We start from the raw sequence: 23,175 nt of genomic DNA, 5'->3' as shown, positions 1-23,175 counted from the left end.
GAGTGAAGACAGATCGGGAAAGGGGGGAGAAGCTTGAAGCTGGTTCGCGCTCTCGGTATCACGATGGAGTTGTTGTCCAAACACAGGGTCACCGCCACGGAGTTGGCCGCCCGGTTCGAAGTGTCCATTCGCACGATCTACCGTGATATTGAATTGATCAATGAAGCTGGCATCCCGGTTGCATCCTACACAGGGGCGGACGGCGGCTTCGAGGTGATGGACGGCTATTATTTAACGAAGCAGCATTTCTCCCTGCAAGACCTGTCGATGATCTACAGCTTGTTGAAAGGCATGGAGGGCATCATGAGTCCTCAACCCGCCGCGATCATGGGTAAGCTTACCATTTTGCAGCCCGAGTTGGTCCAGGCTGGGGCCGAGAAGAAGCTGATCCTCGATCTCGCCGCGACCGATGCGGAGAGAAGCCTTATCCAGCCGATCCTACAGGCGATTCAAGACAAGAAAGTGGTGTCGTTCTCTTATACAGACTCGGAAGGCAACGCCACGTCGCGAAATGTGGAGCCGGACAACTTGTATTGGGGGAGCCGTTCTTGGTACTTAAACGGTTATTGTCTAATGCGTCAAGCGGACCGAATGTTCCGTTTATCGCGGATGTCCAACCTTGAACCAACCAAAAGCGAATTTCAGCCGCGACGTCCATCTCCTTCTGAGCCAATGAAGACAATACCGGAGATGGAGGTTCATCTTCGTTTCGACCCGAGCGTGCGGCAGCGGGTGCTGGAGCATTTCCACGAAGAATGCGAACAGACAGAAGACGGCTTGGACGTTCGCACCGTGATTTACGACCTGGAATATGCCGTATTGCTTGTCCTGAGCTACGGGTTGAACGTCACGGTTCTGGCTCCGGATGAGCTCAAGCATAGTGTGATGAAGATGGCAAGAGAGATCCAGCTAAGGTATAGCTGAAGTGAGCATCGAATGCTTGCCGACAAAGCTAAAACGAGTTTAACAGCAACTTGTAATTAAAAGGCTGACTTTCTCCTTATTCTTGGGGAAACGACTAATAGTATTCCCCAATATCAGTAGGCCGATGGAAGCTTGATATTATCCCCTTTAAGTAGACAGTGGTGTATAAAGCGCATTAAAGTCTACTTTGAGGGGATTCTTCATGGGAGAAAAACTGAAGACTCACGACATCGAATTCAAGCGAAAGGCTGTAGCGATGTGCCTAGAGGATGGTTTTGCTACTAGACGGTAGCCAAGACTTTGGGGATTGACGACAGGATGGTTCGAAGATGGGGCGCTCACAGTATTTAATATTGAATGTGATTTGTGGTTATACGAGCATGGAGATTGCTGATGCTTTTGATGATACTGTTGTTGCTGTTACAAAAAGAATTCAACGAGCTAAGAAGAAAATGAAAGGCTTTATATACAGAATCTTAATGTGGATGGCGTCTAATTTGGAAGCGAAAATATTTATTTGTTGAAAGCTAGAATACTCCGGTGAGTACTAACCTACAAGCTTTTTTACCACAACTAATAGTACAATAATTCCGAGCAAAATCAACCAGGCTACTAGGTGACCGAAATTTAATCCCCAGCCGACTCCGAACCTTTTCTCGACGATTAGGTTTGGATCCTTGCGATTGAAATAAATCATACCTAATAGCCATTTATCATCATCATGGACAGGTCTGACATTGGAGTAATCGGCAGATCGCTCCAAGCGGCTTCCGCCCTGACCAGCCCAGAACGATAAGGCGAAGGCGTATAGGATGATAAAGGCAATTATGATTAGGATAATGGGGATAGCGAAATTGATGTTAAGCAGAGATATCATGTTTAGTTGCACGACGGAAAACAGGATAACTACTAAGAAGCTTGCTGTAATCATAAAACATGACCAAGTACGGCGGAAAGTTACGTCTTGTCTGATGGAACGGTTCGGATCAGTGGGTTGAACCTGCTGCTTCACTTTGCGAATACTCCAATTCTCAAATATGAACAAAAGTGTTATGAACCCTTGGATTATCGTAGGCATAAACACAGAACTATAAGATTTAGCTGCATAGCGGTCTACGTTCCAACTGCTGTTGTAATGGATCGGAATCTGATCAGGAATCAGATCGTAGTTGCGTAGCACAGTTACAATACTAACAACAATAATTAAAACATGAATAAGGAACCAATAACTAGACAAGCCAATGTTTCTTTTCCGAAAACCAGTGTCCACTGCCATGATCGATGGTTCCAGAGCAATAGGTAGCATAGGTAGTGACCTTTTCATTTTGAAATGATAGCTAATGTTTATGACTAGGGAGATTACGACCATGATGAGTGAATAAGTGATAATGATCCAACTTTGTTGCTTGGAATGCTCATCACCGTATATTAGGCAGATGATACAAACAATGAATAGGATGGTATGCAAAGTAGCACTAATCCTAGCATATGACTTCCGTATCTGGCGCAGAGGCTCACTGTGGAATTGTACAGCGCTGACGGTGACCCCAAAACTAATCGTCTCTCTTGCTAAATAAGGCATGCTTACCATGAGTACAATGGTAGGTACAAATACAAAGATCATTATTATAACAGGCATTATCGTCATAGCATTCGCCTCCTCTTATACATAAGTGTGTATTCGAAAACTCTATAACCCTTATAGCATAGGCGATTCATCACTATGCCTTTTTGCATATGATTATCCTATTAACTTAGGATAAGTAATCGTCTTGAAAATAAATTTAATTATAATATAAATCGATTGTCGGTGGACAAGAACATAGTCCCATGAAGTCGGAATGGATAGAGAAAATAAATGAATTAACAATCTTGTCTTCACAACTACTTAAAAGATCGGCACAATTGACTCATCTTTATCAGTTTGAAGAAAATAGAAACACTGACATATCGCGGATTTGCGATCATCAGTTACTGGGCGGATAAAATGGAGGAGGCAAAATTGTGGTATGCGGACCTGTTGGCTATTGCGCCTTACTTCGAACGCTCAGGACCAGATGGTGCCGTTATGTTCTGGCATGTTGATGATTTAGAAACTTCACTTCATAAATTGAAGGCCATGGGAGCGAAAGAGTACGAACCGCTCATACACCGTGAGGCGGGTTTAATCACAGCTTCCGTCACAGATCCATTTAGTAATGTGCTGAATAGTACTGACTCAGACAATCTAAGATTGTTTTATTTAACGGTCAATTTGGCTCTGTTACTCGTGCTTCGGGCTATTACGGAATTTATCTATATAAAGGACTCAAGACAGTATAATAGAACCTCCATTTTTTGTGGAAGTTCTATTTTTTTTCCTGTTTTTTTATAATTCGATAAGTAACAAGCTTGTTATTCTACATAACCATCTTGATACATCTGTTGCGTTGATAAATTTTGTACGAGCGCTATCTTCATAGAAGTTAGTGTACCAATTAGATCCAACTACAAAGTTTTCTAGTCCTACAGGGGGAGATACTTTAATCTCCATAGATCTTATAAGCAAGAAAAGCGCTCGGTAACGTTACTCCTGAATGCAAGGTTATGTCACTCCAACTGCACCCAATTGCATCATCTAACTGTTGCGCCAATTCATTAAAATAGTATTCTAAGACTCTATTTACTAGTCCTTGGCTGCTGCTATTCTTATTGAGAATCAGTCTAATACTTATTTTTCGGGATATGACTTTGTACATTGAAGAACCGTGCTGGATTTAATAACGAACAGAACTTTACTTTTTACAAAAAAAAAATGTTTGCGTAATGCAGATACCGTGTATATTACATGATATATTGTTAGGGATTAGAGTGATCGATCTATCAAAAAGGAGGATGTTTTATGGATAAGATGAAAGCATTTCAAGTAACAGGCTTTGGAGGGTTAGAAAAATTAATCTTAAATACACTTGATATACCAGAACCTAAAAGGGGTGAGGTGTTGGTGAAAATTCATGCTACTGCCTTGAATAATTCAGATATATGGATGAGAGAAGGTGCATATGGAACAGATACGTCATCCAATGCTTCCGCCGGATGGAGAAGAGAGGGAATCCAATTTCCTAGAATCCCTGGTTCAGATATTGCGGGTGAGATTGTAAAAATTGGTGATGATGTAGAAAGAGAATTTCTTCATAAACATGTTGTTCTATTTCCCTTCCAATCTTCAGGAGAAACGGGGTATGAGCACATGTCTAGTGATATTGCCTACATTGGTTCCGAATTTGATGGTGGCTACGCCGAATATGTTATTTGGAAAGCAGACCTTTGCTATGAAGCACCATTAACCGATCTTACTGAAAGCTCAACAATACCGGTAAGTGGTTTAACAGCTTGGCATATGATCACAAGAACCAATATGAAAAAAGGGCAAAATGTTTTAATCAATGGTGCTACTGGAGGAGTCGGTTCATTAGCCGTTCAAATTGCTTCAAAGGTTTTTGGCGCAAAGGTTATTGCACTTGTGCGTGATCATTCTTTAGATGCAAAAATGAAGGAGCTTGGAGCGAATGAAACGGTGTCTTATAAGTCTACACAACTAGTCAGTGAGATTAAAGAAGCTGCACAGGGAGAAATAGATATCGTCGTTGATGTTGTTGGTGATACTACGTTTTCAACTTCACTAGCTGTATTAAAAAAAGGCGGGAGTTTTGTTACTTCCGGTGCATCTAGTGGCGTGGTGACTGAACTTGATCTAAGAACATTATATTTGAAGCACCTGAATATATTGGGAAGTACACTTGGGACGAGAGAAGAGTTCTCTGAATTACTTAAAGCAGTAAAAGAAGGGGAAATTAAGCCATTAGTTGATAAAACTTTCCCATTAATAGAAGCAAAAGAAGCGCAAACGTATTTTAAAGAATCAAAGCAACTAGGTAAGGTTGTTTTGTTACCATAAGTCAAATATTAGTATAAGGGTTGCCCCAAAAGTCATAAAATGACTAAGGTTCGAGTTCCGTATTACTTTCTAAACCAAATCATTAAGTGTGAGTGGAATGAGAGAACGGTTTAGAAAATAGCAGAGAAGGGGCATAGCGTTTGCGTGTGCCCCTGTTTGTCGTCCCTCTGTATCCCAAATCCAACTCAACTCAATTGGCATCCCGGACTGTTAGATCATTCGATTCAAACAGCTAATATTTACCCCTAATACATCTGAGGTAATGGAGTTCCTGGTGGCCTCCACCAAGATTCAACAGTTCTCCAAGCGGTATCATATTCGTAGCCTTTTCCCATCAAATAACCAATGGCAACCGCTTCTGTTAATGCATGTTGATACCCAAGGTGATGGGCCTCTCGTAATCCATGTCTAACTGCTGGGCTTATGACCGTAAGAGTTTGATGTTGAAGGTGTTGTTGGTTGTGCACACTCATTTTATTACTCCTCACTTTTAGTAAATGACTTTGAAATAATTTATGAGGGTATAGGTAGGTGTGGAACATGTCTTTTATATTTTTCTGGTGAGCTTGTGAGGCTCTGTTTATTTAACTTATGCTTTAGGAGGACGCGTCAACGTCCTCCTAATCGACCAGCTCTCAGGGTGTAATCTCGGAGATGACACCCTGAGAGCTGGTCGTTTTCGATAAGGCGAAAATTTATGGAAAGGAATCCAAACATCGATGCTAGAGAAAGCACGCCATGGCCCCTGATTTCCCGGGAACCTCTTTCATCCCGTATCGTATAAACTTATTATGCCAATTCATGAAAGGGGGCTGGCGTTATGCCCGATAGAAATATTCCATCAAAATCCATTGTTCCTCAGCTTATTAAGACTGGCGCATTTCTCCTTCTTACCGGCGTTCTCATGTTTATTAGCATGTACCTAACGGGTCAAGGCCCTTCCGGCGAGTTTACCAAGTTCTTCATGAGAGAAGTCGTGATGGAGAACTTTTTCGGTTTATTCTTAATCCTGGTGGGCTTGATCATCATCGGCATCGTGATGTATTTCGTCTTAACGGGACGGGCCCACAAGCCGCTGAAAGCTGTACTCTTCTCGGTTCCTTTGACACTGTTTTTTGTCGGTTTAGGCCTCGCACTTGCTTGGAATCTTAGGGATGATGTAGCCGATGCCGTTTACTTCTACCACGGACATTACGAGGAAGAGGTGGTGGTCATTGCAGAGTATGATCGTATTAAACGCGGTCACCGCTTCATTCTAGAGGACGGCAGGGAGTTCACCGAATATTATCATGGCGCTGGCTATCGGAATGTCATTCCCGGTAACCCTTATCTGATCCAGTACCTTCCCCATACACACAAAATTCTGCGCATCGAGCGGACCGTGTCGACTGAATAAGCGGGGCGGCCGCGCTGCGGCTGGAGCGGCGCGGCCAGCTAACTAAACCCCAACTGTATTATCAGCGATACCACACCGCCTAACTACAACACACTGTCGTTGCTCACCTTGCTCAATCTTGAATATTTCTATCGCAAAGATATGAGGGGGGACAACATACCAAAGCAAGATATGGTAACGTTTCTCATTCATGATGAGATAAAGTACTTCATGGGTGAGTATTTAAGAAATACAGGTACTATCAATGAAGAACCATTAATTTGGATACTAAATAGAGTAACCGCTTACTTTTCATTAAATTATTTTAAAGAGTGGCTTAGATTGCTGAAGAGGGTGTAAGCATTGTTTAAAAGCACCGAGTTGGAATGAGATAAATAAAATGAAGGAGCGTAACTTTCCTAAGATAGCCTTTCAATACAATATATCCAAGACAAATAGCCAATTCAACTATGTATTTCACCTGAAAACAAACACTATGAAGAATCCATATTAGGTTCAAACAAAAACCATAAACGAATAAAACAATTGAGTTAAGAAGTGATCAAGTTCAATGTCCGATGACAAGAACATAGACACTATGAAAGTCGCATAATATGCGGCTTTTTTGTTTTAAGTATTTAAGTTCTTGTCGTAACTCAATGACAAGAACTTATGTACTTAGCCGATTAGATAACTATCTAACTATTCTCCCATGGTATTCATTTGTACAACGAGGTCGCCGAGCACCTGCTCACTTCATTTTACAAACCGATATATAATGGAACTTAGTTTAACCAATAGACAAAGTGAGTTGCAAGTGCTATCATCGCATCATAATAACCAAGACTTATACTCGTACATTTTCGAGGGAGGAGCAAAGCCATCATGGATTATAATATTAAACAAGCGATAGTCAGGGGAGAAACCTCGCTTGGCATCGAATTTGGATCCACACGAATTAAAGCTGTACTGATTGATAACAATTTTGAAACAATCGTTTCCAGCAGTTATGAGTGGGAAAATCAATTAATCGACGGTTATTGGACCTACCATCCCAATGAAATGATTAACGGGTTACAAGAAACTTATCGCCAATTAAAGCAAGAGGTTGCAGATAATTATGGCGTAACACTACAAAAGATCGGTTCAATTGGATGTTCTGCCATGATGCAGGGCTATATTGCACTTGATCAATTAGGGGAGCTATTGGTTCCTTTCCGTACATGGCGTAACGCTACAACAGGTACAGCTGCATCGGAGCTAACCGAGAAATTCCAATTTAAAATTCCTCAACGCTGGAGCATTGCACATTTGTATCAAGCAATTTTAAACGATGAAGAGCATGTCACTAAAATAGATTATATTACAACTTTGTCGGGTTACATTCATCTGCTGTTGACCGGCAGCAAGGCTCTTGGTTTGGGGGATGCGTCCGGTATGTTCCCAATCGATAAATCTACACAGCAATATAATGAAGAAATGATGAAGCAGTTTACCGAATTAATTGCCCATAAAGACTACCCGTGGAAATTTAAAGATATATTACCTAAAGTTTATTCTGCTGGTGAACATGCTGGATATCTCAATGAAGCTGGTGCGCGACTACTAGATCCATCAGGCAGCCTGCAAGTAGGTATTCCGCTATGCCCTCCAGAAGGAGATGCCGGAACAGGCATGGTCGCTACGAATTGTGTCAAAGAGCGTACAGGCAACATTTCCGTGGGTACATCGATTTTTGCCATGATTGTACTGGATAAGGATATATCCGTGTACCCTGAGATTGATATCGTGACCACACCTGATGGCAGCCCTGTCGGCATGGTTCTTGCTAACAACTGCTCCAGCGATATTAATGCATGGCTCTGTTTGTTCCGTGAATTTTATGAAGCAATGGGACTGGAACCCGATATGAATCAGTTATTCAGTGTCCTTTTCAACAAAGCACTGGAAGCAGACGCTGATGGCGGCGGCTTGCTGAGCTACGGCTACTATTCAGCGGAGAACATTACCGGTCTTACAAAAGGACGTCCGCTGTTCGTTCGTTCTCCAGAAAGCCGCTTCAATCTGGCTAATTTTATGAGAGTGCATCTGTTTACCGCGTTTGCTGCTCTAAGGCTCGGGATAGATATTTTGACACAGAAGGAGCATATATCGATTGACCATATTTTGGCGCATGGCGGATTGTTCAAAACGCCGCTAGTCGGTCAGAAAATGTGTGCCGCAGCACTGAATGTTCCTGTTTCAGTCATGTCTACGGCTGGTGAGGGCGGCGCATGGGGGATGGCAATTTTGGCATCCTATATGGTTAATAAGGAGCAACACGAGGGCTTGGCTGATTTCCTGACTACTAAAGTGTTCAATGACATAGAAGGACAACAGGTTTATCCTGAAAGCTCGGACGTGAATGGGTTTGCTATGTTTATGGAACGTTACTCGAAAGGGCTGGCTATAGAGCAGGCAGCGGTAGATCATTTTGTAGAAAATTGGAAGAATTAACACCCGACAAAAGATATTAAATTGATCAGCAAGAGACAATACCTCAGCTATAATTTATTTGATGATGATCTCAAGATGTTTTTGTTTGACTATGAAGTAATCACTAAACTAACGGAACACTTTAGTTCAATAAAAAATGGAGCAGTCTTGCCGACGGCAACTGCTTCATTTTTTATTACGCTAACGGGCAGGATAGGCAGAATAACGCAACAGGGAGAATTTCAGGCATTGTAGGGGATAAAGATCCGGTTACACAGGATTATGAGATGAACTATGCCTAATGGTCTTATTTTACAGATCATGCAGTGGAGCTGGAAGTTATCCGCGGCGGGGGGCACTATTTCAATGAAAGTCATGCTGCCCAGCTGTGTAAGGTTGTGACAAAGAGATTAGAGCGAAAGCTGTCGCTTCAAAGTTGACAACTCCTATATTGACAATTGAAATGTTATCGTCTTCCAGATTTACTTATGAAGAAGTCATTCTCTTGGTACGACGGAAGCGGAGAAGTTTGTCTGTAATCTGGAGCCTGAGCCAAATTCATTCTCAGGCTCTTACAGCATTGATGTCCGATGACAAGGACCTATACACTATGGAAGCCGCATAAAATGCGGCTTTTTTGATTTAAGTTCTTGTCCTAACTCAACGACAAGAACTTGGGTACCTTTGCCGAAAATGACAACAACTTATACACTTATTTAGATGAATGTCTAATCTTATTTTACTTCGTGGTTAGATTTTATAAATGTGTTAATATTTCAAGGAATACTAAGGAAGAGGTGATCAAACTGAAAAATATCTGAAACATATTCTTGCTTTATCAGTGATTTGTCTAACGATTAATTATGATAAATGTTTGGCTGAACCCATAGATGCAAATGAGCCTATGTTACAAGACATTCGGGCGTATACTCTGCAAATATTGTATAAAGAAATCAACATTGGATTATTTTCAACAACTGAACATGGAGGAAATCCAGATCCCCGAAGACAGAGCTTATCTTGTAAGTGATGATTGGTTACGCAGTAATGATAGCAAATAGTTCGGCCCATTACCCACAGATAATATTGAGGGGAAAGTGGTGGGAGTGATCGGTAGCCCGTAAAGCTAACGGGAAACGATAGCTCAGTGAAGACATAAAGAGGCAGCTGACTTTTGGGTCGGCTGCTTTTTCTCAACTAACGGGCAGATTACTTAAATAAGAATTTGTCAGGAATGTGTGTCAGAAATCATGGGTATCGTGAATGAGGTGGACGTGGCCAAAGAGTAGGGGACTTAGTTGTTAAAGCACAAGGTCAAAAAGATCTCCAATTGGGAGATCCTTTTATGCCACTTGTTAAATTTAATAAGATTGTATTTCCGACATTACTGCTTTTAATCCCGTATTCAGCGATAAAACCACCGATACCGGGGCCAATGATGAAGCCTGTGGTGATTGCGGCACTAATAAACCCCATACCTCGTGCCCTGTCCTCATTCGTGGTAACGTCAGCTGTATACGCCATAATGGCAGGCATGATGAGTGCGCCACCGATGCCGCCGAGCATCCTTGCCGCAAACAGCAGCATTGTGGTGTTGGCAGCACCGAATAACCATTGGGCCAACGCAAATACAACCATACCCGTAATAATGATTTTCTTTCGTCCCATTCGATCGGATAATCTGCCTGCAAACGGTGAGCATAACAGCTGTGTTACGGAGACGGCCGCTACGAGCATACCGACTGTACTTCCACTGATATGAAGCTCTTTCATGTAGGACGGCATGATCGGAATAACCAAACCGATACCGATGAAGACTAGAAATATATTGAACATGAGGAGCAGGATCGCTCCATTGTTTCGTAATAATAATGACATTATGATTTCCTCCAGTTTTACCAAGCTTGGCCATTCGCAGCAACTGACTTTAGACCCACGATCGAACGGAATTAGTCGATTGTGAGAACGATCTTTCCACGGCCATGTCCGCTCTCGATCTTTTGATGGGCAGCTGCGGCTTGCTGCAATGGAAAAGCATCTCTGATGTGGATGTGGATTTTCCCCTGCGAGTAAAGTTCAACGAGTTCAGCGAGCTTAGCGGCCGACCGATTTCCGCTTAACGCTGGGATTCCGAGCTCGTTAGCCAGCTCGAACGACACCATCGTCCGAATACGATCCTTATCTTTCACGAGCTCTACAGAGGCTCTCAAGGCATCCGGACCTGCGGCATCCAACGCAGCATCCACTCCTTCAGGGGCAACCTTACGTACCCTGTCCACAAGTTCTTCTCCGTAGCTGACCGGAATCGCACCGAGTGAGCGGAGGTAGTCGTGATTGGCTTCGTTGGCGGTTCCAATCACGGTCTTAGCTCCCCATACCTTGGCTAGTTGAATCGAGAAAGTGCCGAGTCCGCCGGCTGCGGCGTGGATTAACACCGTGTCGCCCTGCCCAACGCCAAGAGCCTTCAGAGCAAGATGAGCGCCCTGCCCGTTTCCGGAAAATCCGCCAGCAATTTCCCATGGCATGTTCTTTGGCTTGATCACAATCTGGTCAGCACTCACAACGACAAACTCTGCGTAACACTGTAGTACTGTAAAGCCGAGGACTTCGTTGCCAACGGAGAAGTCCTTTACACCATCCCCAATTTGATCAATGATGCCGGCGAATTCGTTACCTGGAACGATTGGAAAACCAAGCTTCTGAACGAGCGGATGTGAGCCGCTACGCACCCCACAGTCGAAGGGCAGCACGCCTGCTGCCTTAATGCGGACCCGTACTTCACCGGGGCCTGCTTGTGGCGCCTCGATTTCAGTTAATTGCAATACGTCTGGAGGTCCGAAAGAAGCAAGCGCCATCGCCCTCATAAAGTATTTTTCTGTCATTTCATTTACCTCCGATCAAATATGCTTGTTTTTCGTATTGCTTTACTGAACTGAAAATAATAAAGCAATGAAATACTTACAATCAAAATCGCAAGAACTAGATAGATATTGCTGTAAATAAACGCATCTGGATAAACATTCGCTGGATTCCAATTCGAATTTGCACCTTGGTTAACCATCGTACTATAAATAGTTGCGAAAACGGCCCCGGAAATAAAGTTAAGCATGGATAACAGTCCCATCCCCACTCCGCTTTCTTCCTTTGGCAATGTTCGCGAAATCCCATTGGTTAGCGCAATGAAAATAAACGCTTGCCCCACATTCCCAAAGGTTAAAAATATGGCGATGATTATGGGAGAAGTTCCAGCAAAAGATGATAATAGGACAAAACAGGTGAAGAACATGGTGGATGCCATGTAGAAAAGAAACGCATTGCCTTTGACATCCGCAAGTTTACCGCCTATTCGTCCCAAAATTGCCGTCAAAACGGCGGCCGGAACCATCACTAAACCGACTAGCCCAGGAGCCAGATGATTGACATGGGTTAACAACTGTGGCTCAGAAAAGGGAGCGAGTAACCGATCCCTGTCGCCAAGAAAGCAATGGTTAGCCCTAGAGAATACCTTTTGCTTTTAAAGAGATTAGGTTTAATAAAAGGTTCCGGAATGGAATGAATCCTTACCGTGAACAAAACGAGTAAGATCAAGCAGCCGAGAGCTTGTATCCATGACGTATTCGTAATCGCAAGAAGCAGCAATGCCGCAGATCCAGCGAGTAGCCCACAGCCAAGCCAATCCATTTTCCCTTTTCCCTGTGGGGCGTCGGTCAAATATTTACGGTAATAAGGTACCGTAAGCAATATAAGCAAGGGCATGAAGAACAGAAAGCGCCAATGAACCAGACTAACCACTAAAGCAGCAATGGCCGGACCTAATGCGGTCCCAATTGCACCTCCAGTCATCACAATCCCCAGAGCGCGCCCCCGACTTTCCTGTGGAAAATAGCGGACGGGGATTATGGCGGCCGTTGCCGGAATAACGGCTGATCCTACAGCTTGAAAAATCCTGCCGAGAAGAACGACCCAATAGTGATGGGCGGACAGTCCAATTATGGAGCCGAGAGCAAAAACGGCTAACCCAAATGTCAGCAAATTTTTGAGTTTGTAGGTGTCGGCCAGCTTTCCATAAATAACCGTCCCGACGGCAAAAATCAGTAAATACGCTGATGTTACCCAACTCACTTGTGAGAGGGAAAGGTGAAATTCCACCATAATCTCAGGCAATACGATATTGAACATCGTTGCGCTCATTACAGATATGGCTAGAGTAAATGCGAGAACAACTATGATTTTTTCACTAGGTTGTTGCTGAACTACGGATTCCAATACATCATAACCTCCATTCCAGTTCGACATAGTGCATGTTCGCTTTTCACTTTCTGCAATTAATCTCTTCTTGGGAAGGTGTTTGCTCAACGTGCATGTTTTATTGTATAATGACAAGAAAATAAACGGAAATATATATTTAAATATATAATCCATATACCCGAGTATATAGGTGGAGGTAAAGATGGAATTGCTACAATTACGTTACTTTAGAACGGTTGCTAGAATAGAAAATATGACACGGGCAGCTCAAGAACTGCATATCGCACAGCCCGCTCTCAGTAAAACAATTGCCCGGCTAGAAGGTCATGTAGGCGTACCGTTATTTGACCGGCATGGAGGACGAATTCGGCTCAATACATTTGGAAAAGTATTTTTGGAAAAAGTGGAAGAAGCGCTCACTCTGTTGGAAGAGGGGAAGAAAGAAGTATCCGATTTAGCGGGAATGGAGCATGGGAGTATTCATTTGGCGACATCGACCTTGGATCCATTGTCGAAACCTTTGAACGCGTTTCTTTCACTTTATCCTGAAGTCAACCTTCGGATCACACAAACTTCGACGGAGGAAATGGAACATCTTCTTGAATCCGGTGAGATAGATATTTGCTTTACACCACTGCCCATCGATCGGCCAGGATTTGGTCTGGAGACAGTGCTAAAGGAAGATATGTATCTTGCCGTTCCTCCTAGGCACCAATTAGCTGATCTGAGCAGCGTTAACTTAAGTGATGTGGCAGATGTACCCTTCATCGGGTACAAAGAGGACTTTATATTTCAAAAAATGAACGATATGTTCTTCAGCGAGGCAGGCATAACCCCAAATTACGTCTGTCGGGTTGACGATCCGCCTGCTCTTGCTAGTCTTGTCCGGGCAGGACTCGGAGTAGCTCTTTTCGGATGTAAGAGTGGAGAGGATTCCGGACTGACTCTACTGCCTATTAGATCTCCTATCTGTCAACGTAACTTTCACATCATATGGCATGAAAAACGCTACTTCTCTTTAGCGGCTCGAAGATTCCGGGACTTTGTTGCCCAGTATTTTCGCGATTAAAGTATCTTACTTGTATACTTGAGATAGGAGGGTAGCAGCTCATATAATGAATGAACCCTTGAAAGGAGCCATTAATGATTACGAACACACTGCAGTTTACATTGCTGGTCGAAGATCAAGATGAGGCAAAGAAATTCTATACGGAGAAGCTTGGATTCGTCGTGCGTGCTAATCAGAGCTTCGGTGCGGATTGGAAGTATGTTACTGTCGCACCGCAGCAAAATAATTCAACCGTAATCGAATTGTTGAAAGCCGAGACACCGGAGCAAAAGGCACTCATCGGAAAACAGGGTGCAGGACAGGCCCTATTTATGTTTCATACGGATAACATTATGCACGATTATGAAGTATTAAAAACCCGAGGTGTACAATTCCATAGCGAACCTCAATCCGTACCCGGAGGCAAAGGGGCTGGTTTCAAGGATTTGTACGGTAATGAACTGGATATGTTTCAGCCGGACTGATTTAAACATTTACCGAAACTTACTGCACCTTGGAGCTTTCTCCATTTGTTGTACGAATCAAGTGGAGGAGATAGGTAATAAACCAATCAAATCACAAAAGGCAAGCTATGAAATACTATACTTTCGATTTGGTGAGTCAGACATTTCAGTCATCGTCCAGCAAAGCAATTTATAAGAAATGTTGATTATTGATGTGGGTTATACTGGTCTCTGTAATCCTATAAAATACAAGTCTGCTAAATTTCTGATTTTTGGGGATACACTTTTATTGAGAGACTATGATACGTAAGGTCATAAAACCTCAATAACAGCATAATGCAGGACAGTTTTTTCAGAAAAAATATTATTACGCTGCACTATGCATGCGATTCGGAGACGATTCTTCCAATGGATTTGGGGGAATCGTCTTTTCTATGGGAGGACAATCGGGAAGTGAACGATATCTTGCGCAGGCCCCGCAGCCTGTGTTTTTGTTGTCCAATCTACTAGAGTTCATTTTTGCACAAATGGGGCTCCATGAATTGAACTGTCTTTCATCCATTGCCTGTAGGTATAATCAAGTTGCAAAAAGCACGACACTAAACGGCAAAGGAGTTGATGCCGTATTCTGGACGAACGCAGTACCAAGATGTTGACGCTGCTCCATGAAGCAGCCGATTATGTATCGCTGGAAGAACTGATGCAGAAGCTCAGTATCTCCCGACGAACCGTTTACTATGATATGGAAAAAATAAACGACTGGTTGAAAGCGGTTCAACTTCCATCGGTCAAATATGTCAGGACTGCGGGCTACTATTTGCCTGAAGAAAGCCGGGCGGGGCTTCCGCAGTTGAGTGAAAAGCCCCATGCACAGCAGTATTATTTGTCTCCGGGGGAAAGACTGGCCTGGATGTCGCTCTTTCTGTTGTCGGCGGAGAATCCGCTCTTTGTTCATCATCTGACCGAACTTCTGCAGGTTAGCCGCGGAACTGTGCTCAAAGATTTGAATATGGTCCGGTCGGAGATGAAGAGCGTAAAACTCAAGGTAACCTACGACCGCAAGCAGGGCTACGGCGTTCAGGGGGAAGAGCGTGACAAGCGGAAGACGATAAGCCATTACTTCGGGCAGATTTTCGGTCATGCGGGCTGGGAACAGGCGTTCAATCTGAACCGGGAACCGGGAACTCCGGATCTCGCTCTACTCCTGTTTCCACCTATGAAAGAGGGATGTCTGGAGCGAGTCTATCGCCTGATCTCGGATAGTGAAATCACGCTGGGAGTAGATTTGACCGACGAGATGTTGTTTCATTTGACCGCGCGCTTCCTGTTGTATGTACGACGGATGCAAGCCGGACAATGGATCTCGATAGACGATGATGAACGAAGCGTGCTTCGGCGGACGCCGGAGTTTGAAGCTGCCGCCCGCATTGCGAATGGCCTCGGTGAAATGTTCAGCGTCCGCGTTCCGGATGACGAGGTCTGCTACTTCACGATGCATCTGCTGGGAGCGAGGGTCAATCGGATGGAACAGATGACCGGTTCCGAAGAAGTGCTGAAGCAGCTTCGGAAGGTGACGACGCAGATGACCGATCATTTTCAACGTTATGCCTGCGTATTTTTGCCGAACCGGGAAGCCATGGAGGAGAATCTGCTTGTCCATTTGAAACCGGCTTATTACCGGATCCTGTATGGTCTCAGCCTTGAAAATCCGCTGCTCGAAAATATTCTCTCCAAGTATAGGGAAGTATTCGAGCTCACTCGCCGTTCCGCTGAACCTTTCGAACAATTGGTTGGACGTAAACTTGATGATCATGAAATCGGATACCTCGCCATGCATTTCGGTGGTTGGCTGCGCCGAGAGAATACAAAGCCAGCCTTAAGGCGGCAGGCTGCCATCGTCTGTGTCAACGGCATTTCCGCATCGCGGATGCTGAAATCGCAGCTGGAGAATCTGTTCTCGGCAGTGGACTTCACAGACGTATTATCACTGCGCGAATATGAGTTGTTTCACGAAGAGGATGTGGACTTTATATTCTCGACGGTACCGCTTCCGGACAGCAAAGTGCCGGTTTTCCTGGTAAACCCGATTCTTAGCGACAAGGATAAGGAGCACCTGCTGAACCAGATCAACATGATTTCTGGACGTAAATCAAGGACACAGGCCAACACGGTTCAAGCGCTGCTGGACATCGTCCACAAATACGCCGCGGTAAGGGATGAAGCCGGACTCACGGAGGAGCTTAACCGCTATATGGCCTTAGAAAAAACTTGGCTCAGTGAGGCGCGCAAGCCATCTCTGACAAATCTGCTCACCGGGCAAATGATTCGAATGAGGAGAGAAGCGCCAGACTGGCGGAGCGCCATACGGGAAGCATCCGAACCCCTGCTGAAGGATGGGTGCATCGATGAAGCCTACATTGTTGCGATGATTTCCAAAGTGGAGGCGCTCGGTCCTTACATTGTCGTTGCACCCGGCATCGCCATCGCACACGGCAAACCGCAGGATGGAGTCCGGCGGCTTGGCATTAGTCTACTTCGGCTGGAGCACCCCGTCGCCTTCTCGGAGGAAGCGCGCCACCAGGTTCAAATCATTCTGGTCCTGGCGGCGATTGACGGCGAGTCCCACCTGAAAGCACTGTCGGAGCTGACGCTCCTGCTAAGAGAGAAGGAAAACCTGACCCGATTGAAAGAGGCCAAGACAACAGAACAGATACTTCAACATTTACAAACGTTCTTTAGCACCAACTAGAATACCGGATTTGGGAGAGATGAGAATGAAATTTTTGGAACCGTCGCTAATTGCCTTGGATGTTGAGGCCGAGTCGGCCGAAGAAGCGATCCGCTTGGCAGGAGCACTGCTGGCGAAAGAGGGTGCGGCGGAAGAACGCTATGCCGACGCTATGGTGGAATCTTACCGTGACAAAGGCCCGTACTTTGTTCTTGCGCCGCACATCGCCCTTCCGCATGCCCGTGCGGAGGACGGGGTGAGGGAAGCATCCGTCTCACTGCTTCGATTGAAAGAACCCGTCGTTTTTGGCCATGCTGCCAATGATCCGGTACAGCTTGTATTCGCGCTCGGCGGCTCCTCAAGTTCGGAGCATATCGCCATGCTGCGCAAGCTGACCACTTTGCTAAGCAACCCGGATAACGTGGAACTATTCAAGCATGCATCTGATGCAGAGTCAATCCAACAACTGATTAGGGGGAACGAACAATGAAAATTTTATGTGTATGCGGCCTAGGACAAGGAACAAGTTTGATTCTGAGAATGAATGTGGAGAATGTGATGAACGGCATGGGAGTAAACGCCGATGTGGAGCATACGGACGTCTCAACGGCTTCCGGAACCGCAGCCGACTATATCATTACAAGCAACGAGTTGGCACAAAGCCTGAAAGGGCATGAAGCTAAGGTTGTTATCGTCAACAACTATTTTGATAACGATGAGATCAAACAGAAGCTGGAAGAAGTGCTGTAAACCATTAGAAAGGAAGAGGGCTTATGGACGTACTTTTTTGGATCGCTACCAACATTTTTGGAACACCGGCCATTCTGCTCGGATTTATTGTTCTGATCGGCCTGCTGCTGCAGAAGAAATCAACGAGTCAACTCGTAAGCGGCACCTTTAAAGCGATCATCGGCTTCCTCATCATCGGCGCAGGCGCTGATGTCATCGTGAAAGCCTTGAACGTATTCGAGCCGATGTGGCAAGAGGTCTTCGGATTGGAGAGCGGATCCCTCGGCACCTTCATGGGGCAGGAGGCATTCAATTCCAAATACGGCAGCGCCGTTACGCTTGCCATGCTCATCGGCTTTCTGATCAACGTTCTACTGGCACGCTTCACCCGTTTTAAATTTATTTATCTGACCGGTCACATGATGTTCTGGACGTCGACCGTTTTTGCGGGCGTCATCGTCCATGCGTCCAGCGGGATTCCGATCTGGAAGTTGGTACTGATGATCGCTGTGGTCCTTGGGGTGTACTGGACGTTCCAGCCTGCGCTGGTTCAGCCGTTCCTGCGTAAAATCACGGGCAACGATAACATCGCGCTTGGGCACACGTCGGCTTCGGTTGCTCTACTGGCTGCCTTGTTCGGCAAATTATTCGGTAACAAAAATAATGATTCCGAGAAAATCAAAGTACCGAAAGGCTTCGAATTTCTTCGCGATTCCAACGTCATCACGGCGCTCAGCATGGGCGTGCTGTTCCTGATCGGGGCCATTATTCTCTCGATGAAGGGCACACCGGCTGCTGCAGAACTGATGAAACAATCGGGTGACCAGAACTTTATCATCTATTCCATTATCCAATCGTTCACATTCGCAGGTGGAATCGCCATCGTTCTGATGGGGGTCCGGATGTTCGTTGGCGAGCTGGTACCGGCATTTAACGGAATTGCTACCAAGCTCGTGCCAGGCGCCAAACCTGCACTGGATGCGCCGGTCGTGTACCTTACGCGCCAAACGCGGTGGTGCTTGGCTTCCTGGGAGCTTTCGGGGGCGCGATTATCTGGCTGCTTGTCCTTGGCAACACCGTTTCCTACATCTTTGTGCCAACGATGATTGTTTTGTTCTTCCACGGAGCTACGGCCGGCGTATTCGGGAACTCGACAGGCGGAGTCAGAGGGGCCATAATGGGCGGCTTCATCACGTCAACCATAGTCGCTTGGGGTCAGTTCCTGATGGTCCGCTTCTTCATCGCCTCGACGGTGCCGGATACGGCCATGTGGGCAGCCGATTCCGACATGTTCATCATCGGACCGATTCTGCACTTCCTGGCGAAGCTGTTCTTTTAGAAATCTATGGCTTAAGACGGCTGGCATCTTCATTCAACTTTGCCGTCTTAAGATCATACAAAATATTCGTTTTAAACGGAGCTGGAACATTGACAATAGCGAACATAACTTCCGCCACATGCGGTCAATCTCAACCTAAGAGTGGAGGAGAATCGATATGAGTTTTATCCGTACATTACACGGAGATATCAGCAAGGAGGATCTGGGCTTTACCTATTCCCATGAACATATCGTATGCCGCCCGGGCTATTGGCAGGAACGGGGAGAGGACGACTTGCTGCTGGATGACAAGGAAAAATCCAAGCGGGACGTTCTTGATTTCAAACAACACGGCGGGCGCTCGATCGTGGACGCAACAGCCGTGGATTATGGACGTGATGTGCAGGCGGTACAGGAAATCGCCATCGAAACCGGTATTCACATTGTAGGAACGGCAGGCTTCAACAAAAGCTTCCTGTGGGATGCCAGAATCAAAGAGGAGCTTAAGCCTTTAACCGGAGATTATGTAAGCTATGCACAGTGGATTGAAGCGAAAAGCATCAACGAACTGGCGGAATTCGTCATTCGGGAAGTAGAAGAAGGGTTGGAGGGCACACCGTTCAAAGCGGGTCAAGTTAAATTCGGAACAGGCTATAATCGCATCACGCCTCTCGAGGAGAAGACGCTTCGTGCTGTAGCACGTGCTCATCACGAGACGAAAGCCCCCATCCACTCCCACACCGAAGTCGGCACGATGGCACTGGAGCAAATCGCTCTACTGAAAAGTGAAGGCGTCGATTTGTCCTATCTGAGCTTAGGGCATATGGATCGCAATCCCGACCCGTACTACCATGAGCAGATTGCCGCAACGGGGGCTTACATGAGCTTTGACGGCATCGGCAAAATCAAGTATGCACCGGAAAGCACCCGAATTGCCTTGATTCTGGAGCTTGTCCGAAAAGGCTATGCGGATCAAATTCTCATCAGCGGAGATACCGCCCGGAAAACCTACTATAAGCATTACGATTACGGTCTCGGGCTGGAGTACATTATTGCCAAATGGGTGCCGCGCTTTGTCGATGAGGCAATTCGCAGCGGCTTTGACGGACAGAAGCTGGTGGAGAAATTTTTCGTAAGCAATCCGGCCAACTGCTTCTCATTTAAAAAGTAAGGAGTGATTAGCGACATGAAATTCGAACTCGAGAATTCGATGGAGGTGGAAGAGAAAATCCGCAAACTCGGCGCTGCCATACTTCCGATCGGTGCCGTTGAAGCGCATGGTCCCCATCTGCCGCTGGGTACGGATAATCTGCTCGCGGCCAGACTCGCGGACAAATTGGCGGAACGGACGGAAAGCTTCGTTCTGCCAACCCTCCCTTATGGTCAAGTGTGGAGTCTACGCCATTTTCCGGGAAGCATCAACGTTTCGAACGAAGCGCTTATCCGGCTGCTATTCGATATCGGAGAGAGCTTATATCACCAGGGCTTCCGCATATTCGTCATGGTTAACGGCCATCTTGGCAATGCGGTTGCGCTGAAGGAAGCTGCGAGAATCTTATACGAACGGGTACCCGAATTGAAGGTGTTCTACTTCTTTTATCCAGGCACAAAGGAAATCACGGCTGAGGTGAGGGAGGCTTCGGCCGCTCACGGTAGTTACATGCATGCTGATGAGATCGAGACATCGTATATGCTCTATCTCGCGGGCGAATACGTGGACATGAGCAAGGCGATCGACGGAGCGCCGCACATCCCTATGGAAGCCGATTTCACGCCTACACCCTGGGAGGAAATGACGACCTCCGCCGTACTCGGGGATGCAACGTTGGCAACGAGGGAGAAGGGGGAAAAGATTATCGAGCGGAGCATGGAAGTCATGACCGACATGGTACTCCGGGCCAAAGAAGCGATATGAACCCGTTCACCAACCGGATGAGAACGGAAAGATTTATAAATACAGGAACCACGAGGTGAAAGCGATGATGATGGACACCTATTTTGATGTGATTGGCGGGTTGTTTGACAAAGTACGAGCCGAGCAGGCCAAGTTGATCCGTGAAGCCGCGGAAAAGGTGGCGGCTTGTATTCAGCAAGGCGGTGTTGTTCATCTGTTCGGCTGCGGGCATTCGCATATATTGACCGAGGAAGTCTTCTACCGGGCAGGCGGACTCGTGCCGATCCGTCCAATTCTTATAGAGAAGCTGATGCTGCATGAAGGCGCGGTTCGTTCGTCCGAGCTGGAAAGACAAAACGACCTTGCTGTCGATTTCATGAGCAAGCAGGATATCCGAAGAGACGAGGTCGTATTCGTGCTGTCCACCTCGGGCCGTAATCCCGTTCCAGTGGATGTCGCTTTGATGGCGAAGGAGAAGGGGGCCTTCACCGTAGGCATTACTTCACTGGAATATTCCAAAAGCATGCCGTCCCGGCACAGCAGTGGCAAACACCTGGCAGATGCGGTTGATCTGGTAATCGACAATTTCTCAGTCAAAGGAGATGCCGTATTGAGCCATCCGGGCCTCCAGGTTCCGTTCACGCCGAGCTCGACGGTGATCGGTGCCTTGATTTTGAACGCCCTGTTCGCCGAATCCATTGAGATCATGATTGAACAAGGCTTCAAACCTCCCGTATTTCTCAGCGGAAATATCGACGGCTCTGATGAACACAACCAGGCGCTGGTTGAGGCTTATAAAGAGCGGATTGCCTTACTGGCTGATAAGGGATGTACGCCTTAAGAAATGATATAACGAGGGCGAGCAGGTGAACTGAAAACAGAATAGAGAAACCGTCACTTTATATTTCAGTAAGTGATCAGCCTCGGGCAGGCGGTAACAGGAAGAGGAGGAACGATATGTTCGCACAAACGGTAACCATACAAAATGAGCAGGGCTTTCATGTTCGTCCGGCTCAGCTTTTCTCGGAAGAAGCGGGGCAGTTTGGAGCAGAGGTGCTTCTGAAGACGAACGATGGACGCTCGGTAGATTGTAAAAGCATGTTGGAGTTGATGACGCTCGGCATTGAACAAGGAGCTGTCGTGACCATCGAAGCAAACGGAGATGGTGAAAAAGAAGTCGTCGAAGCTCTGATACGGCTTGTTCAAAGCAAGTTTGGTGAAGCCTGATGAATAGGCTGGATATTCAAGGAATCGGTGTATCGGAGGGTATCCGGATCGCAAGAGCATATATCTACAATCCTTCCAAGGAGGTTGGCAGCCATAGCGGCCCCGAAGGGAATTCTATTCCCGACACCTCGGATGCAGTCCATGCCGAGCTTCATAAGCTTCGCGAAGCTAAAGCGCAATACGCCGAGCAAATGGATAAGCTGATAGAGAAAGCCAAGGAAGTGGTAGGCGAAGAGCAGGCCGGCATTCTTACGGGACATCGGAAGCTGCTGGATGATCCGGCATTTTACCCTAAGATGGAGGCACGGGTCAGGGAGAAGCTGGAGACCGCCCCTAGGGCCGTTACCGAGATTGTCAGCCAAGTCGCTTCCCTGTTTGAGGGCATGAGCAGCGACTATATGAAGGAACGCGCTGTGGACATCCGTGATATCGGCAGCCGTCTCCTCGCCTGTCTGTCGCCTGGACAAACACGCGGACTTACCGAAATCAGCGAAGAAGTGATTCTCGTTGCTGACGATTTGACGCCTTCGGATACGGTGCAGTTGGACCCTGCCTTGGTGATCGGCTTTATTACCCGTACCGGAGGTTCCACCTCGCATACTGCGATTCTCGCACGGTCGCTTGGTATAGCTGCTATTGTGGGCGCAGGCGATGGGATTGACGGCATCAATCATGGCGATACGCTCATCCTTGACGGAGCAGCAGGGCTCTGCATCGCCCGGCCGCAGGAAGCGGAGGAGAAGCAGTACCGGCTCCACCTGCAGCAGGACCTCAAGCGAAGGCAGGCGCTTGAGGAGTACGCGGCGCG

General features: G+C 46.2%; 18 protein-coding genes and 3 pseudogenes. 17 read left to right on the top strand and 4 right to left on the bottom strand.

The window, feature by feature from the left end; genetic code table 11:
- Positions 1-33: 33 nt before the first annotated feature.
- The gene (locus tag JCM10914_RS26740; protein WP_023966957.1) at positions 34-924 is read left to right on the top strand and encodes a YafY family protein; all 891 of its coding nucleotides are present in this window, start codon (positions 34-36) and stop codon (positions 922-924) included.
- A gap of 329 nt (positions 925-1,253) precedes the next feature.
- Positions 1,254-1,448, top strand: coding sequence for a hypothetical protein (locus JCM10914_RS26735; protein ID WP_023966955.1), 195 nt, complete (start codon positions 1,254-1,256; stop codon positions 1,446-1,448).
- A gap of 23 nt (positions 1,449-1,471) precedes the next feature.
- Here JCM10914_RS26735 and JCM10914_RS26730 read toward each other — a convergent pair whose 3' ends face one another.
- Entirely contained in the window at positions 1,472-2,572 is a 1,101-nt protein-coding gene (locus JCM10914_RS26730; RefSeq protein WP_023966954.1) for a DUF1648 domain-containing protein, read from the bottom strand.
- Between the two features lie 339 nt (positions 2,573-2,911).
- On the opposite strand from JCM10914_RS26730, the gene JCM10914_RS32075 reads away from it, so the two are divergent.
- The 4 genes from JCM10914_RS32075 to JCM10914_RS26710 all read left to right on the top strand — a co-directional run bounded on the left by JCM10914_RS32075 (position 2,912) and on the right by JCM10914_RS26710 (position 8,732).
- Positions 2,912-3,298, top strand: coding sequence for a VOC family protein (locus JCM10914_RS32075; RefSeq protein WP_370570285.1), 387 nt, complete (start codon positions 2,912-2,914; stop codon positions 3,296-3,298).
- Between the two features lie 507 nt (positions 3,299-3,805).
- Complete coding sequence (locus JCM10914_RS26720; protein WP_023966950.1) at positions 3,806-4,861, top strand: zinc-binding dehydrogenase; 1,056 nt, start codon at positions 3,806-3,808, stop codon at positions 4,859-4,861.
- Positions 4,862-5,681: 820 nt separating this feature from the next.
- Entirely contained in the window at positions 5,682-6,257 is a 576-nt protein-coding gene (locus JCM10914_RS26715; protein ID WP_023966948.1) for a hypothetical protein, read from the top strand.
- A gap of 864 nt (positions 6,258-7,121) precedes the next feature.
- On the top strand, positions 7,122-8,732 hold the full coding sequence (locus JCM10914_RS26710; protein ID WP_023966946.1) for a xylulokinase: 1,611 nt from the start codon (positions 7,122-7,124) through the stop codon (positions 8,730-8,732).
- A gap of 1,371 nt (positions 8,733-10,103) precedes the next feature.
- Here JCM10914_RS26710 and JCM10914_RS26700 read toward each other — a convergent pair.
- The 3 genes and pseudogenes from JCM10914_RS26700 to JCM10914_RS26690 form a co-directional block, all read right to left on the bottom strand.
- Positions 10,104-10,589, bottom strand: a pseudogene (locus tag JCM10914_RS26700) (MFS transporter); the annotation flags it as partial.
- A 71-nt stretch (positions 10,590-10,660) separates the two neighbouring features.
- A complete protein-coding gene (locus JCM10914_RS26695) occupies positions 10,661-11,575 on the bottom strand; it encodes an NADP-dependent oxidoreductase (protein ID WP_036720348.1) in 915 nt (304 codons plus the stop codon).
- 23 nt (positions 11,576-11,598) lie between these two features.
- Positions 11,599-13,007: pseudogene (locus JCM10914_RS26690) on the bottom strand (MFS transporter).
- A gap of 154 nt (positions 13,008-13,161) precedes the next feature.
- Here JCM10914_RS26690 and JCM10914_RS26685 point away from each other — a divergent pair.
- The 11 genes and pseudogenes from JCM10914_RS26685 to JCM10914_RS26635 form a co-directional block, all read left to right on the top strand.
- Entirely contained in the window at positions 13,162-14,028 is an 867-nt protein-coding gene (locus JCM10914_RS26685; protein ID WP_023966936.1) for a LysR family transcriptional regulator, read from the top strand.
- A gap of 74 nt (positions 14,029-14,102) precedes the next feature.
- Positions 14,103-14,492 (top strand): VOC family protein, encoded by a 390-nt coding sequence (locus JCM10914_RS26680; RefSeq protein ID WP_023966934.1) that lies wholly within the window; start codon positions 14,103-14,105, stop codon positions 14,490-14,492.
- Between the two features lie 628 nt (positions 14,493-15,120).
- Positions 15,121-17,220 (top strand): BglG family transcription antiterminator, encoded by a 2,100-nt coding sequence (locus tag JCM10914_RS26675; RefSeq protein ID WP_023966932.1) that lies wholly within the window; start codon positions 15,121-15,123, stop codon positions 17,218-17,220.
- A 25-nt stretch (positions 17,221-17,245) separates the two neighbouring features.
- The gene (locus JCM10914_RS26670; RefSeq protein WP_023966930.1) at positions 17,246-17,689 is read left to right on the top strand and encodes a PTS sugar transporter subunit IIA; all 444 of its coding nucleotides are present in this window, start codon (positions 17,246-17,248) and stop codon (positions 17,687-17,689) included.
- The gene (locus JCM10914_RS26665; protein WP_023966927.1) at positions 17,686-17,949 is read left to right on the top strand and encodes a PTS sugar transporter subunit IIB; all 264 of its coding nucleotides are present in this window, start codon (positions 17,686-17,688) and stop codon (positions 17,947-17,949) included. The genes JCM10914_RS26670 and JCM10914_RS26665 overlap by 4 nt, the downstream gene beginning before the upstream one ends.
- Positions 17,950-17,972: 23 nt before the next feature.
- Positions 17,973-19,267 (top strand): annotated as a pseudogene (locus JCM10914_RS26660) (PTS ascorbate transporter subunit IIC).
- Between the two features lie 157 nt (positions 19,268-19,424).
- Complete coding sequence (locus tag JCM10914_RS26655; RefSeq protein WP_023966921.1) at positions 19,425-20,417, top strand: phosphotriesterase; 993 nt, start codon at positions 19,425-19,427, stop codon at positions 20,415-20,417.
- Between the two features lie 15 nt (positions 20,418-20,432).
- Positions 20,433-21,161 carry a creatininase family protein gene (locus JCM10914_RS26650; RefSeq protein ID WP_023966919.1) on the top strand — a complete coding sequence of 243 codons (729 nt, stop codon included), beginning with the start codon at positions 20,433-20,435 and terminating at the stop codon, positions 21,159-21,161.
- Between the two features lie 67 nt (positions 21,162-21,228).
- Positions 21,229-21,981, top strand: a complete 753-nt coding sequence (locus JCM10914_RS26645; RefSeq protein WP_036720342.1) for an SIS domain-containing protein — start codon at positions 21,229-21,231, stop codon at positions 21,979-21,981.
- A 116-nt stretch (positions 21,982-22,097) separates the two neighbouring features.
- On the top strand, positions 22,098-22,367 hold the full coding sequence (locus JCM10914_RS26640; protein ID WP_023966915.1) for an HPr family phosphocarrier protein: 270 nt from the start codon (positions 22,098-22,100) through the stop codon (positions 22,365-22,367).
- A partial coding sequence (locus tag JCM10914_RS26635) for a phosphoenolpyruvate-utilizing N-terminal domain-containing protein (RefSeq protein ID WP_036720339.1) occupies positions 22,367-23,175 on the top strand: 809 nt, incomplete at its 3' end. The genes JCM10914_RS26640 and JCM10914_RS26635, both read left to right, overlap by 1 nt.

It is taken from the genome of Paenibacillus sp. JCM 10914 (genome assembly GCF_001315105.1).
In the GTDB taxonomy this organism is placed as follows: Bacteria; Bacillota; Bacilli; order Paenibacillales; family Paenibacillaceae; genus Paenibacillus_AQ.
The sequence above is the reverse complement of the archived record's forward strand: the minus strand, read 5'-3'. Positions and strand labels throughout refer to the sequence as shown.

Excerpts from the sequence above, each read along its gene's own strand:
- JCM10914_RS26645 (WP_036720342.1), top strand. The coding sequence starts at position 21,229 with ATGATGGACACCTATTTTGATGTGATTGGCGGGTTGTTTGACAAAGTA.
- JCM10914_RS26735 (WP_023966955.1), top strand. The coding sequence starts at position 1,254 with ATGGGGCGCTCACAGTATTTAATATTGAATGTGATTTGTGGTTATACG.
- JCM10914_RS26695 (WP_036720348.1), bottom strand. The coding sequence starts at position 11,575 with ATGAGGGCGATGGCGCTTGCTTCTTTCGGACCTCCAGACGTATTGCAA.
- JCM10914_RS26675 (WP_023966932.1), top strand. The coding sequence starts at position 15,121 with ATGTTGACGCTGCTCCATGAAGCAGCCGATTATGTATCGCTGGAAGAA.
- JCM10914_RS26710 (WP_023966946.1), top strand. The coding sequence starts at position 7,122 with ATGGATTATAATATTAAACAAGCGATAGTCAGGGGAGAAACCTCGCTT.
- JCM10914_RS26730 (WP_023966954.1), bottom strand. The coding sequence starts at position 2,572 with ATGACGATAATGCCTGTTATAATAATGATCTTTGTATTTGTACCTACC.
- JCM10914_RS26650 (WP_023966919.1), top strand. The coding sequence starts at position 20,433 with ATGAAATTCGAACTCGAGAATTCGATGGAGGTGGAAGAGAAAATCCGC.
- JCM10914_RS26670 (WP_023966930.1), top strand. The coding sequence starts at position 17,246 with ATGAAATTTTTGGAACCGTCGCTAATTGCCTTGGATGTTGAGGCCGAG.
- JCM10914_RS26665 (WP_023966927.1), top strand. The coding sequence starts at position 17,686 with ATGAAAATTTTATGTGTATGCGGCCTAGGACAAGGAACAAGTTTGATT.
- JCM10914_RS26720 (WP_023966950.1), top strand. The coding sequence starts at position 3,806 with ATGGATAAGATGAAAGCATTTCAAGTAACAGGCTTTGGAGGGTTAGAA.
- JCM10914_RS26680 (WP_023966934.1), top strand. The coding sequence starts at position 14,103 with ATGATTACGAACACACTGCAGTTTACATTGCTGGTCGAAGATCAAGAT.
- JCM10914_RS26640 (WP_023966915.1), top strand. The coding sequence starts at position 22,098 with ATGTTCGCACAAACGGTAACCATACAAAATGAGCAGGGCTTTCATGTT.
- JCM10914_RS26685 (WP_023966936.1), top strand. The coding sequence starts at position 13,162 with ATGGAATTGCTACAATTACGTTACTTTAGAACGGTTGCTAGAATAGAA.
- JCM10914_RS32075 (WP_370570285.1), top strand. The coding sequence starts at position 2,912 with ATGGAGGAGGCAAAATTGTGGTATGCGGACCTGTTGGCTATTGCGCCT.
- JCM10914_RS26715 (WP_023966948.1), top strand. The coding sequence starts at position 5,682 with ATGCCCGATAGAAATATTCCATCAAAATCCATTGTTCCTCAGCTTATT.
- JCM10914_RS26655 (WP_023966921.1), top strand. The coding sequence starts at position 19,425 with ATGAGTTTTATCCGTACATTACACGGAGATATCAGCAAGGAGGATCTG.